The organism is Sorangium sp. So ce131 (assembly GCF_051519095.1).
Lineage (GTDB): Bacteria > Myxococcota_A > Polyangia > Polyangiales > Polyangiaceae > Sorangium.
The window spans coordinates 5,120,784-5,133,722 of record NZ_CP150455.1 but is presented as its reverse complement, the minus strand read 5'-3'; the positions used below and the strand labels follow the sequence as shown (position 1 = coordinate 5,133,722).

The following is a 12,939-nucleotide window of genomic DNA, read 5'->3' as shown; positions in this document are numbered from 1 at the left end:
TGGCGCGAGGTGAACGCTCCTCCCATCGATGCTATGATTCAAGCTGTAGAACAGAAGACCGATCGATAACAACCAAGGACCGCGCCATGGCCGACACGGAGCGTCTGCGACACGTTTTCATGGCAGAAGAGAGCCTTGGTGCATGGATTTGTCGGGAGAAGGCGCGCGCCGAGATCTACCTCCTGAGGAACGTCTCTCCTCCGGGGGCCCTGCCTGGGGCCATCGTCGCCTCCCCTTCCCGCTCGAACCCTGATTACTACTACCACTGGGTCCGCGACGCCGGGATCGTCCTCCGAGCGATCCTGCAGCTTTACCGGCTCGCGCGAGAGCCCGCGGCGCGGCGGCGGTACTTCGATCGGATGATGGATTTCGTGGATTTCTCGCGGCACATCCAGGACATGGCCGTTCAAGGCGGCACCGGGCTGGGCGAGCCGAAGTTCTACGTGAAGGGGACGCCGTACACGGGGCCCTGGGGGCGGCCGCAGGACGACGGGCCGGCCATTCGCGCCATCGAGCTCACCCACCTGGCCATCAGCCTCCTCGAGGAAGGCCGGGAGGATCTGGTGAAGGAGAAGCTCTACGAGGCGACGCTGCCGGCCAGATCGGTGATCAAGGCAGATCTGGAGTACACGGCGCACCGCTGGCCTGCGCCCTGTTACGACGCGTGGGAAGAGGTGCTGGGCCATCACTTCTTCACGCGGATCCTGCAGCGCAAGGCGCTCGTCGGGGGCGCCGCGCTCGCGACGAGGCTCGGGGATCCCGGGGCCGCCGGGTTCTACCTGGAGCAGGCGAGGAGCCTGGAAGGCGAGCTGCGCCGGCACTGGGATCCCGAGCGCCAGCTCCTCGTCTCCACCCGCGATCAGCAGACCGACCCTCCGCGGAGCGGCCTGGACAGCCTGGTCATCATCGCGACGCTGGGCGGGTACTCCATCGAGGACCACGAGCTCTACGGAGAGGACCTCTACCCGGTCAACCACGAGCAGGTGCTCGCGACCGCCGCGGCGCAGAAGCGGACATTCCAGTCCCTCTACCCGATCAACGATCCGGCGCGGAACATCCCGGGGATCGCCATCGGCCGCTACCCGGAGGACCACTATGACGGCTACCGCACGGACTCGATCGGAAACCCGTGGCCGAGCCTCACGATCGGCTTCGCGATGTACCACTACAAGCTCGCGATGCGCTACGGGAGGTCGGGGAGCATCGTTATCACGCCCACGAACCTGCCGTTCTTTCAGGCGCTCCCCGGGGACGCCGCGCAGCTCGACCCTGGAGAGGGGCTCCTCGAGGGAGATCCTCGTTTTGGCCGGGTCGTGGACGCGCTCCGCCGCGAGGGGGACGCCTTCCTCGCCCGGGTCCGTCACCACATGAACCCCGACGGATCGATGTCAGAGCAGATGAACCGCTTCACCGGCTTCCAGCAGGGGGCGGCCCACCTGAGCATGAACTACGCCGCCTTCTTGCTCGCGACGGAGATGAGGAGGCACCTGCTCTCGACGCCGTGAGGGTCACTGCGCGGCGGCGGCCGTGAAGCCGCCCGTGACCCAGGCCGGCGGGGTATAACCGCCGATCGAGGCCGCCCGCCAGGCCTCGTCGCGGATCCACTCCCGGTGCGCCACGAGCCCGCTGTAGATGGGGCGGTCGCAGTCGGCGCGCCCGCGCGAGCTGACGCCGATCACCTGCTCGAAGACGTCGAGCGCGGGCCCGCCCGAGTCGCCCTTGCACGCGCCGGTCTCGCCCCGCCACTCGCTCGGCGCGACGCGCTCGCCCTCGCCGCAGCCGGCGCCCACACACGCGACGTGCAGCCAGTCGAGATTGCGCCGGACGCCGCTGTCCCTGCGAAGCGCGTCCGTGCGGCCGAAGCCGACCGCCGAATAGAGCTCGCCCTCCTCGGGCGGCTCGTCGAGCCGGGGGGAGAGCGGCGCCGCGTACTCGCGGGGTACAGGCGAGTCCAGCACGAGCAGGGCGACGTCGTTGCCGCAGAACCGGTCGTCCTCGCCGGGCGGTCGCGCCACCTCGCTCACCGAGAACCAGGGCGTATCGCACCGCTCGCAGATGAGCACCGAGGAGGTGACGTGGACCCGGTCGGGCTCGACGAGATCTCCGAACGTCGCTGTCGGGCACGCGACGCGCCCGGGGGACCGCGCGACGCAATGCTGCGCCGTCAGGACGAGGTTCGGGGCGATGAGCACGCCCGAGCACGTCCGCCGGCCCGTCTCGCCGAACATCCGCAGCCCGACGACCGCGTCGCGGAAGAGATCGGCATATCCGCCCCGGATCGGCGCCGCGGCGCTGCCTTCGCGCGCCCCGCCCTCGTCGCCGGCGTCGGCCTCCACCGCGCAGCCGGCCTGGACCAGCGCGGCCAAGGCGCCCGCGCACACGAGGAAGATCGGGGATGCGGGCGACGCGCCCGCGTGTTGTGGATAGGTAGTCGAGCCCATGTTCCCTCCATTCTTGATCCTCTCGCCCTGGCAGCTGGCGAGAGCATCGGGCCGCGCCACGTGCGAGCGTCAGAGTCATTGAGTTGAGGGACGGAATCGTCAATACGCGTGCTGGTCGGCGCGCCGGGGTGTGTTCGATCATCGCCGCTCGCGACAGCGCGGTGAGGGTGGGCCGCCGCCGCGTGGAGGTGAGGCCACCGCGGGTCAGGGTCGCCCGGGCCTGACCCGGGCGGCGCGGGTCGTCACGGCGCGCGGCCCACCTGTCCCGCGCCCTGCCCCGAGGCGGCGCCGGCTGCGCCGCCGTCGCCGGGCGCCGCCTCCTCAAGGGTGAGCCGCCCCGCGTTCAGCCGGTGCGGCCGCTCCCCGAGCGCCGACGCGAGCGCCGGATCGTTCGTCGTGAGCAGCGTCGCCTTGCCCTCCGCCCGGCGCTCCTCGATGAGCTCCAGCACCCTGCGCGCGCCCTCGGCGTCGAGGCCGTTCGTGGGCTCGTCGAGCACGAGCAGCCACGGATCGCCCACCAGCGCGGCGAGCAGGAGCGCGCGCTTGCGCTGGCCGAACGAGAGGCCGGAGAGCCGCTGCCGGTAGAAGGCGCCGGCGCCGATGCGCTCGACCCACGCGCGGTCGAGCGGAGGCGCCTGCTTGAGCGCGCACACGAGGGCGCAGAGCTCGGAGACCTGGAGATCGGGCAGCGCCTCGGTCGCGTCGGGCGCGTAACCGAGGCGGCGCCGCGCCGCGGTCCCGCCGCCGTGGATGGGATCGCCGCAGAGCATCACGGCGCCGCGGTCGGGCTCCAGCACCCCGGCGACGATGCGCAGCAGGGTGGACTTGCCGGCGCCGTTGCCGCCGATCACGACCGCGACGTCCGAGGGTCCGCAGCGGAGGTCGAGGCCCGAGAGCACGTCCCGGCCCGCCAGCCGCTTGTGGATCCCCGTCGCCTCCAGCATCGCCGTCGCCTCCCCTCCCTGGTACCGCGGCGCCGCGCGCGCGGTACAGCGAAATGCAGCGCGCACCCCGAAGGGTATACTCCTCCCGCGTCCTCCGCGCGCCGGCGCGCTCCACGGTGGTGACCATGAGATCCTTCCTCGGTGGCATGAATCGCTGGAAAACGACTCCCCTCTTCGCCCTGGCGCTGCTCTGCCTGCATTGCGGATCGGGCGGCGCGGCGGGACCGGACGAAGGCGCGGGCGGCGGCTCGGTCACGACCGGCGCGGGCGGCGGCTCCACCGGCGACGGCGGCGGGTCGGCCACGACGGGCGCGGGTGGCGTCTCCACCGGAGACGGCGGCGGCGGCTCCACCGGAGACGGCGGCGGCGGCTCCACCGGAGACGGCGGCGGCGGCTCCACCGGAGACGGCGGGTGCCGTCCGCCGGACAATCCTGCGGTGTTCGAGATCGGCACCGGCGAGACCTGCTTCACGCGCGTCGAGGACGGCGCCACGCTCCCGGTGATGGCCGGGCCGCAGGGCGGATATCACCTGTGGCTCGCCGTCGGGTGCCGCGCGTGCGACGCCACCATCCGCCTTCGTTACGCCGTCAAGGACCCTGCGACCGGAGACCTGTTCCCGTCGACCGCGGCGCAGGAGGGTATGGTCCCGCTCGGCGCCGGGGAGTTCCGGCGGGCGGCCGGGCTCCCCGCGCTCCTCCCCGGTGGGGTCTGGGCCCCGGACGCCGTGCTCGCCGAGGGGACTCGCGTGCTGCTCGAGGCGGAGGTGCGCGACGACAGCGGCGCCACGCAGCACGCGGCGCGGGTTGAGGTCGTCCTCGGCGCGACCGAGGTCTGGTCGCCGCCGTGCAATCCAGATCCAGAGACCTGCGGCGCTCCCGGCGGCCCGCCGTGCTGCACCCGCTGAGCGGCGCCGGTGCCCGCTGCCCGCTGAGCGGCGCCGGTGCCCGCTGGAGGGGTGCTCCGGGAGCTCCGTCGCCGAGCTCGCGCTCTCCGACGTGGTTTGAAATCAGATCGGGTGCGCGGCGTGCTCGCCCGCCTGCAGCCCGGCGCCCGCGACCTCGGGGCTCGTGGTCGCCAGCTCGGGCGAGCCGCCTTTGAGGCCGAGGCCGAGGCCGATGCCCACGGCGGCGAGGCCGGGCAGCGCGACCCAGCGCGGCACGTCGAGCCTCAGCGCCTCGTCGATGGAGAAGCGGCCCGGGCCCGCGAGGAGCAGCGCGGTCGCGATGGCCATGTTCGTCACGGGGAGCTCCGCGCCGCCGCTGGTGACCCAGATCGGCTTGTGCAGGTGCACCTTCGCGGTCGCCATGCCCATCGCGGCGAGGATGCCGAGCGGCCCCGCCGGGCCGAGGAAGCCGAGCGACGTGAGCAGCCCGCCGCCGAGCTCGGACAGCCCGGCGAGCACGCCCCAGACGCGCGCCGGGCGCATGCCCATCGACTCGAGCCACATCGATGTGCCGTCGAGGCCGTGGCCGCCGAACCAGCCGAACAGCTTTTGCGCCCCGTGCCCCGCGAGCAGCCCGCCCGCGGCCACGCGGATCACGAGGAGCCCCGCGTCGGTCAGGCTCGACCTTCGTCTTCCGAATCGCTTCCTACCCAGCATCGTTTGCCCTCCTGCAGCGGCGTCACGAACGCCGCCCGGGAGCGATGCAACGCCGGCGCCAGGCGCCGCGCTGCACGACCCTGTTGCGGGCGGCTGTCCGCCGCCAGAGAGCCGGCCACAGCGGCGAAAGCGCCGCGCCCCTCGGGTCCTCCCGGCCTCGGGCTCTCTTCAGGGTCCGAGCTGGCGACCGGAGGGGATACGGTTGTCCGGAGGAGGGCTACCCCGAAGCCTCGTCGAAGCCCTGGAGCACATTCACGGCGTTGATCCCGATCTCCTCCACGGCATAACCGCCCTCCATCACGAACACGGTCGGTCGCCGCAGCTGGGCGAGCCGCCGGCCGTACGTGGCGAAATCGGCGCTCTCCAGCCGGAAGCTGCCGACGGGATCGCCCTTGTAGGTGTCGACCCCGAGCGAGATCACGAGGGCATCCGGGGCATGACGCTCGATGCGGCGACAGGCGTCCTCGAGCGCCTCCGACCAGGCGCCGAAGTCCGACCCGCGAGGCAGCGGGTAATTGACGTTGTACCCTTCCCCCTCGCCGGCCCCACGCTCGTCCGCATAACCGAGGAAGAACGGGAACTCGGTCCGCGGCTCGCAGTGCAGCGACAGGAACAGCACGTCGGAGCGATCGTAAAAGATCGCCTGCGTGCCGTTGCCATGGTGGTAGTCGACGTCGAGCACGGCGACGCGCGCGGCCCCGGCGTCGCGGAGCGCCTGCGCGGCGATGGCGGCGTTGTTGAGGAAGCAGTAGCCGCCGTAGAGATCGCTCGCGGCGTGATGGCCGGGGGGGCGGCAGAGGGCGAAGGCCGCGCGCTCCCGCCGCGCTCCCTGCGAGGCGAGCCGCCCCGCGGCGCTCAGCGCCACCTGCGCGGCCGCATAGGCGGCGCGCCAGGTGCCCGCCACGAGCGGCGTCGACGCGTCGAAGCAATAATAGCCCAGCTTTCCGACGATGTTGTCCGGCTCGACCGCGCGCAGGTGCCGGCTGGGCCAGATCTGGGGCAGCGCCGCCTCGCGATGCCCGCACGCATGCCACTGCTCCCACGCCGTGGAGAGGAACTCGAGGAAGCGGGGCGAATGCACCCGCTCGACGGGGCCAAGGCCGTGATCCTCCGGCGCGACGACGGGCCCGAGCCCTGCCGAGCGGACCCGGGCGAGGATCACCTCGACGCGACTCGGCACCTCGTAAGAGGGCACGAGCGCGCCCGCGTTCAGCTCGGCTCCACCCGCGTGAAGCGCATGCTCCTCACTGTAGACTGTGAGCATCGGACCAGGGGGCAGCGGAGGTGTGAGCCTCGGTCTTCGAACGAGAGCTACCACAGCCCCTAGGATCGGTAAAGCGCGGCGACCTGCGCCCGTCCGCGCCCGGCGCGTCGGCCTCTGCGCCCGCATGACACGGCGCGAGCGCGGTCGAGCGGCTGGCCGACGGGTCGGTGCCGGCTGGATCGGCCCTGCATGCCGTCGCCGACCCAGGCGTGCCCCTGCGGGACCTCCAGGCCTGCTCGACGACGTCCGCGGGCCGGACTACGACGGCGGCGCCCGCCAGCAGCGCTGCGTCAGCGCAGGAAGGAGCCCTGCACCTCCTGCCGCACACCACAGCCCACTTCAGTTCATGCGCCAGATTTCCTGTGGACATCGATACCTCGTTGAAGGTATCACTCGTAGTGATGCCTCGATCACGCGCCGCCACACGTTGGTAGCGTCCGGTCGCGACGAAGCGATGCAAGGATGAACGAGCGGTATCCACCGATGCGACCTGACACGACGTCAGGGCCGTGCCGGCCCGCTGCCGGCTCAAAGGAACCAAGCCGAGCGGCCCTGTCGGAGCTCACCATCCCAGCGCCGACCCACAGGGCAGAAACGATCAGAAAAAGAACCAATGCGCTTCAACAAGTTCATATGGTCCCTGTTTTGCGGCTCGAAGGCAGGTCGGGCCGCTATTTCCAAATACGAGTCCTTCCTCGCGCGAGACGAGCGATGGGCCGAGCTCGCTCCGAAGAGCTGGATGGAGAAGCTCCGGCCGATCGACCCGATGGCCGCGCAGGCGGTGTTCGACGAGGCGGTCGGCAGGCGGGTCACTTCCCAGGATCAGGCCGGCGAGCTCTACGAGCGACTGCTGGACGAGGGCTTCACCCTCTCGCTCGACGTTGAAGACGGCGACACCATCCACACCGTCGTCGGTGGTGACGATGAGCCCGAAGCCTGGCTCAACATGATCCAGGGCATCTCCCTCGGGCTGTTCAAGGCGCACCCGGAGCATTTTGCCCTGTATTTATTCCTGCGAAGATTCAATCAATTCAGCGAGTTCTGTGACGAATTCGGGATCGCCGTCCCGGTGCTTCCGGGCAAGGCGAGCTGGCGGGATCGGGCGATGTTCTACCTGCGCATCAACGCATCCCTACAGGAGTTCCGCCGCATCCACGGCCTGACCCCCGCCGAGCTCTGCGCGTTCCTGTACGACTTCTCGCCGCAGCATCTCGCGCAGGAGCAAGACGAGCTCCCGCCTGCGTCGAAGGTCTGGTTCCTCATGGGCGGCGCCGGGGACAGCAGCGATTTCGAGTTTCTCGACGCCGCAGGCGACGACTCCACGAGCTACTGGCAGGGGAACGTCGACACTCGCCGGGGAGACATCATGGTGATGTGGTGCGTCTCCCCGCGCAGCTATGTCCATTCCATCTGGCGAGCGGAGACCGACGGCTTCATCGATCCCTTCTTCCACTACCATAGCACCGTGTGGGTCAGCGCGCCCATGAGGGTCCCCGAGATCTCGTTCAGGGAGATCGCCGCAGATCCCGTCTGGTCCAAAAAACCGGCCGTGAAGGCCCACTTTCAAGGCGCGAGCGGCAAGCCCGTGACGGCCGAGGAGTACGAGGCGCTGCTCCGGATGATCAAGCGGAAGCGTGGCAAAATATCGGATCTCCCCCGGCTCCACAGGCCGGTTCTGCCGGATCATGACGATGTGGAGAGCGAACGGGAGGTAGAGCAGAGGCTGCTGGAGCCGCTCCTCCGAGAGCTCGGGTATGTCGAACGAGACTGGATCCGGAACATGCCCGTCCGCATGGGCCGGGGCGAGCGGGTGTACCCGGATTACGCGATCGGCGCGGTGCTGAAGCGGGGTGAGGAGACCGCCCGGATCATCGTCGAGGCCAAGCGAGAGCTCGCGACGGAGAAGCAGATCCTCGACGCGTACCAGCAAGCAAAGTCGTACGCGCAGCGCCTCCAGTCAGCCGCCTTCGTCCTCGTCGCCCGCGAGGGCATCTGGATCTTCTCGCAGGAGAAAGGAGGGTTCTTGAGGAGCCGCTACCTGCACAAGTCGTGGGCGGAGCTCCGCGGCTCGGATGGGCTCCACGAGGTGAAGCTGATGATCGGCAAGGCGAAGTCCCGCGCCTGGGCTGCCGCGCCGAGGGTGCCTGGCTGACGCGCGCTCGTGCAGCATCAACGCAAAGTCTCTGGGAGCGGCAGATCGCGGAGAACAAGGGCGGTACGCGGCTACGCGGCGACGCTCTTCGACTCGGCCCCGCGGCGCGCGCCGCGGGCCCGCGCCCGCCACGCGCTCGGGCTCTGCCCCGTCGCCTTGCGGAACATCGCGCTGAAGTGCTGCGCCGACGCGCAGCCCACGTCGAGCGCGATGGCTGTCAGGCTGTCGTCGCCCGCGAGCATTCTCCCCTGGGCGACGCGCACCCGCGCGGCGTTCACCTCCGCCTGGAAGGTCGTGCCGGCGCGCCGCAGGTACCGCTGCAACGAGCGCTCGGAGAGGTGGAGCGCGCGCGCCGCCTCGGAGAGGGCGGGCCGACAGGGCGACGCGCAGAGCAAGCGCCGGAGCGAGCCGAGCACGGCCGCGGCCCCGCCGGCCTGGTCGCGCAGCCCGGTCAAGCGCCCGACGAGCGCCTCGAGATCGCCCCGGCCGAGCCAGGCGAGCGCCTCGCCGATGCCGTCGAACACCGCGACCGGGAACGAAGGCTTCAGCACCTCGTAAAAGCCGGAGACCACGGCGCCGGCGAAGCCCGACGGCCGCACCAGCGCCTGCCGTATCACCCGCTCGCGAAAGGGCTGCCAGCGCGCCGAGAGGTAAGCCGCCATCGACGCGAACGCCCCCGGGTCGGCGCCCTCGAGGCCTCGGAGGTCGACGAGCGACACGTGGCGGCCGTCGGGCGGCGTGAGCACCGCGTCGTTCAGCCGATTGAGGCGCTCGACGTCATCGGCGCTCGGCCGCCCCCAGAGCGAGAACCCGTGGAAGGTGCGCTCGGGGAACCAGAAGACGAACGTGGGGTCGACGAAGTACGTGCCGACCGGCTCGGCCAACAGCTCGTCGATGCTGGAAGGGTTCTTCAGCTCGTCAAGAGAACACATCGCGCCCTTGGCCCGCTGCCGCCTCGGCAACGTCGGCGCCTGCACGTCGACGCACTCGACATGCCACGCGCCCGGCCGAGCCCGTCGCGCTCGGCGCGAGCCGCCAGCACGCCCTCGCGGGCCCGGCATTTCCGGGCGATTTCCGGAGCACAAGTGCGTCGCGGCGCCCCCACGCGCCGCCGCGCACCGGCGCGTGGGGTCCGCTGTCGCCCCTGATGCCGGTGTCATGGCAGTGCCAATCCGAGCCACGGAGACTGGCGCAGGTCGTCGCATCGCCGGGCTCCAAGGGCGGAGCCTCACTGCATCTTTAAGATTTGGTTGAACGTCGAGCCCGCTGGCCCGCCGGCGGTGGGGCGGGCTCGGCCATTCGGTCGAGGAGGATCGAGGTGTCGAAGACGGCGTCTTGGGACGCCGCCTTCGGGCTTGAGCCGGAGGATCCGGCCGCAATCTCCGGGCGTATGGCGGACTCGGCCGTTCAGAAGACCGGGCACGACGAGCCGACGCACCTGATAGACGGCGGGCCGCCCGGGACCGCGTTCTCGTAGCAGATGTAACAGTTCGTCGAGGGCAGCCCGGGCATGCTGCTGCCGGGGCAGTTATAGCGATACGTCTTGTAGTATCTCGATGCCTCTCCGAAGAAGTCGTTATAATCGGGGTCGCAGTCCCGGGTCTCGGTTCCGATCGCGGTCTTGAACGTACTGTCGCTGTAATACGTCCGGGTGAAGCCGGTCGACATCAGCGGCTGCTCCGCGGTGTCCACGGCCTCTTCGCCGTCGGCCGCCTCGGCCTCGGGGGCCGATTCGATCGGCTCGGCCATGCAGGCGGCAAGAGAGGTGGCGAGGCCCAGAGCAATCAAGATGTTCTTCAGCATGGTCTGCTTACTCCCTCTTTGTGACCGCGCCCAGGCGCGCCCCGGCGCCCGCCCGCCGCAGCGGGTCGGCGCGCAGCCGGGGTGAGCGGAGGGGCCCGCCCGTCGCGCGATCGTCGTGACGATGTGTACGCGCAGGGCGCTGGGCGCGCGTTCACGAACGCGCCATTCGGTTGTGCTTTCGCGCCACCGGGCCCGCAGACCTCGCCCACGCCATCGGCCAGACGCAGCTGCGGCCCGTGTCCGGGCGGTTGCTCGCCACGGCGGAGTGGGTCGTGTGGCGCTACCGTGGCATCATCGATCTGACCGACGGGCTGCAGCGCATCGCGGGAACTGCCCCTCGCTGCCCCAGCCGCAAGCGCGCAGCCGGTGAAGAGCGCGACGGCCGACGCGCCGCCCGCGCTCCTGCGTCGATTCAGACCGCCTTCCTCGGCTTCTTCACGGCGCGGAGCTTGCCAGTCGCCGGATCGCCGCACCACAGGCGGCCGCTCGCGTCCGCCTCGACGCCGGAGAGGCTCACGCCCTCCGGAAGCGCGATCCGGTCCAGGACCTCGCCGCCCTGCGCGTCGACGCGGCGGAGCTCCGACGGCGCGCCGCCCTCGTCGCGCATCACGCCGTGCCACAGATCGCCGTCGGCCCACGTGACGCCGGTGACGAGCCGGTCGGACACGAGCGTGCGGAGGACGGTCCCGCGCTCGGGATCGATCTTGAGGATCTTCTTCTGCCGGCCAAGCCCCGCGTAGAGCGCGCCGTCGGCCCACGCGAGCCCGGTCACGGGCGTCGCGTCGAAGCCCGGGACCTCGCCCACCGCGGCCCCCGTCCCGGGCTCGATCTTGCGGATCTTGCCGCCCCCGACGACCCACAGGTGACGCCCGTCGAACGCCACGCCGGCGTCGGCGGGGGCCTTCAGGCGACGCAGCACCCGGCCCGTCTCCGGCTCCACGGACACGAGGTCTCCGCGGTCTCCGTGCGCGAACCACACCGCCTGCCCGTCGAACGTGACCCCGTGGATCGACTCCACCCCGTCGAACGTACGCTCCGCGACGAGCTCGGCCCGCCGTGCCTCCATGGCCCCAAACCTCCTTCGCCCCGGTCCTTAGCCGGGGAGCGCCAACCCCAGCAGCAACATCTGTGACGCGATCGACAGCGCCGCTCGGGGCCTCGCGTAGCGCCGGGAGGGGCCGCTGCCGGTGACCTCGACCGCGCCCGCGAGCGCCAGCTCCGCGAGCGCGCGCTGCACGGTGCGCGTGCTCTTGCAGAGGGCGGCGCCGATCGCCGCGGCGCTCCACGCGGCGCCGTCTGCCAGGAGCGCGCTGATGGCGCCGGCGTCGCCCGGCTCGAGCGGCGCGAGCAGGACGAGCTCCACGGCCCCGCCGAGCTCCCAGCGGTACGCGTTCCCGAGCGCCTTCACGACCCCGACGCCGCCGAGCGCGGCCCGCAGGCGACCCACCTCGACGCGCAGCCGCCGCCGGTGAGACTCGTTGATCGTGCGCGCGCCGAACGCCGCCCGCGCCAGATCGGCGCTCGCGACCCCGGCCGGGTGGGCGCGCGCGAGCACCTCGAGCATGGCGAACAGGACCGGACGGCGCGAGAGGTCGGCGTGCGCGACGCCGCCGACGAGGACGCGGCGGCGGATCGCGTCGACGACGACGCGCCCGGGGGCCGCGGCGACCAGGGCCTCGACGTCGGCGAGGCGCGCGGGCTCCTCGCGGCCGCCGCGGACGAGGCGCGCCACCGGCTCGTCGTGCGCGCGGAGGAAGCGCTCCGTCTCGGCGATGAGCTGCGGGTGCCCGCTCGCCCGCGCGCACGCCGCCGCCTGCTCCGCCGCGCGCCGCGCCGAGGACGCCCGCACGAGCCGCGCGTGCAGCTCGGCGCGCGCCAGCGCCAGCGCGGCCCGCGTCAACGCCGGCGCGCCGCCCGTGACCGTGGCCTCGGCGGCCGCGAGCGCCCGCTCCGCCGCGGCGACGTCCCCGTCGAGCAGCGCGGCCCGCGCCGCGCCGAGGCGCGCCCACGCCGCGTTCGTGAGATCGCCGGCGCGCTCGAGGGCGTCGCCGGCCTCGGCGAGCCCGCGCCGCGCCTCGCCGAGCTCCCGCTGCGCGAGCGCGACCTCCCCGAGGGCCGCGCTCGCGCGCGCCCGAGCGCGCTCCGCGCCCGCCGCCGCGAACTCCCGCGCGGCGCGCCCGAGCGCCCCCCTGGCCTCGGCGTAGGCGCCCATCTGCGCGAGCGCGATCCCGCGGAGCGCGAGCGCGTGTGGACCTCCGAACGGGCCGGCCACCTTCAGCGCGCCGAGCGCGTCCCCCGCCGCGAGCGCCCGGGCCGCCCGCGCGCCGAGGTCGGCGGGGATCTCGACGGTCGCGTCCACCGCCTCAGCATCTCACAGGAAGCAGGGCGCGCCAACCGATCGCGACATCGATGTTGCTGTCTCGGCCGCAGCCGATGTGGTCCTCTCTCTGCGTCGGCGGCGAAGCGCCGCGAGCGGCCGACCGCCGCGCGCCACGCCGGCAGGAGGAGAGGAGTTCCATGTGCCCTGCGTGCCTCGCGTCCCTCGGGCTGGTCCTCGCCAAGGCGGCGTCGGCCGGCGCCGTGACCGCGGTCGTCGTCAAGAAGCTCCGGAAGGCGAAGGTCGCCGGCGCGCCCGCCCCGAAGGGAGGGAGCCGGTGAGCGGCGCGCCCGCGCGCCCGCGCGGGACGGCGCGGGTGGGTCTGATCGGGCGCGCCGGCGCGCCTCCGCCGGACGA

At 72.1% G+C, this 12,939-nt stretch carries 12 protein-coding genes; 4 read left to right on the top strand and 8 right to left on the bottom strand.

Annotation, left to right across the window (positions count from 1 at the left end; genetic code table 11):
• The first annotated feature begins 119 nt into the window (after positions 1-119).
• Positions 120-1,505: a glycoside hydrolase family 15 protein gene (locus WMF43_RS18460; protein WP_437681845.1), complete on the top strand. Its 1,386-nt coding sequence runs from the start codon at positions 120-122 to the stop codon at positions 1,503-1,505.
• A 3-nt stretch (positions 1,506-1,508) separates the two neighbouring features.
• On the opposite strand, the gene WMF43_RS18455 is transcribed toward WMF43_RS18460, so the two are convergent.
• The gene (locus WMF43_RS18455; RefSeq protein WP_437681843.1) at positions 1,509-2,441 is read right to left on the bottom strand and encodes a S1 family peptidase; all 933 of its coding nucleotides are present in this window, start codon (positions 2,439-2,441) and stop codon (positions 1,509-1,511) included.
• A gap of 242 nt (positions 2,442-2,683) precedes the next feature.
• Positions 2,684-3,451, bottom strand: coding sequence for an ATP-binding cassette domain-containing protein (locus WMF43_RS18450; RefSeq protein ID WP_437681841.1), 768 nt, complete (start codon positions 3,449-3,451; stop codon positions 2,684-2,686).
• Between the two features lie 80 nt (positions 3,452-3,531).
• On the opposite strand from WMF43_RS18450, the gene WMF43_RS18445 reads away from it, so the two are divergent.
• Positions 3,532-4,290: a hypothetical protein gene (locus tag WMF43_RS18445; RefSeq protein ID WP_437681839.1), complete on the top strand. Its 759-nt coding sequence runs from the start codon at positions 3,532-3,534 to the stop codon at positions 4,288-4,290.
• A gap of 102 nt (positions 4,291-4,392) precedes the next feature.
• Here WMF43_RS18445 and WMF43_RS18440 read toward each other — a convergent pair whose 3' ends face one another.
• Together WMF43_RS18440 and WMF43_RS18435 are read right to left on the bottom strand one after the other, a co-directional pair.
• Positions 4,393-4,986, bottom strand: coding sequence for a DoxX family protein (locus WMF43_RS18440; protein WP_437681837.1), 594 nt, complete (start codon positions 4,984-4,986; stop codon positions 4,393-4,395).
• A gap of 217 nt (positions 4,987-5,203) precedes the next feature.
• On the bottom strand, positions 5,204-6,250 hold the full coding sequence (locus tag WMF43_RS18435) for a histone deacetylase family protein (RefSeq protein WP_437681835.1): 1,047 nt from the start codon (positions 6,248-6,250) through the stop codon (positions 5,204-5,206).
• Positions 6,251-6,989: 739 nt separating this feature from the next.
• Here WMF43_RS18435 and WMF43_RS18430 point away from each other — a divergent pair.
• On the top strand, positions 6,990-8,402 hold the full coding sequence (locus WMF43_RS18430) for a hypothetical protein (protein ID WP_437681833.1): 1,413 nt from the start codon (positions 6,990-6,992) through the stop codon (positions 8,400-8,402).
• Between the two features lie 71 nt (positions 8,403-8,473).
• Here the strand turns inward: WMF43_RS18430 and WMF43_RS18425 are convergent, their stop codons facing one another.
• The 4 genes from WMF43_RS18425 to WMF43_RS18410 all read right to left on the bottom strand — a co-directional run bounded on the left by WMF43_RS18425 (position 8,474) and on the right by WMF43_RS18410 (position 12,564).
• Positions 8,474-9,334, bottom strand: a complete 861-nt coding sequence (locus WMF43_RS18425; protein WP_437681831.1) for a helix-turn-helix transcriptional regulator — start codon at positions 9,332-9,334, stop codon at positions 8,474-8,476.
• A gap of 475 nt (positions 9,335-9,809) precedes the next feature.
• Positions 9,810-10,205 (bottom strand): DUF6289 family protein, encoded by a 396-nt coding sequence (locus WMF43_RS18420; RefSeq protein ID WP_437681829.1) that lies wholly within the window; start codon positions 10,203-10,205, stop codon positions 9,810-9,812.
• A 412-nt stretch (positions 10,206-10,617) separates the two neighbouring features.
• Positions 10,618-11,271 carry a Vgb family protein gene (locus WMF43_RS18415; protein ID WP_437681827.1) on the bottom strand — a complete coding sequence of 218 codons (654 nt, stop codon included), beginning with the start codon at positions 11,269-11,271 and terminating at the stop codon, positions 10,618-10,620.
• Between the two features lie 27 nt (positions 11,272-11,298).
• Complete coding sequence (locus WMF43_RS18410; RefSeq protein WP_437681826.1) at positions 11,299-12,564, bottom strand: helix-turn-helix domain-containing protein; 1,266 nt, start codon at positions 12,562-12,564, stop codon at positions 11,299-11,301.
• 158 nt (positions 12,565-12,722) lie between these two features.
• Between WMF43_RS18410 and WMF43_RS18405 the strand changes: the two genes are divergently transcribed.
• Positions 12,723-12,863, top strand: coding sequence for a hypothetical protein (locus WMF43_RS18405; protein ID WP_437681825.1), 141 nt, complete (start codon positions 12,723-12,725; stop codon positions 12,861-12,863).
• Positions 12,864-12,939: the final 76 nt, after the last annotated feature.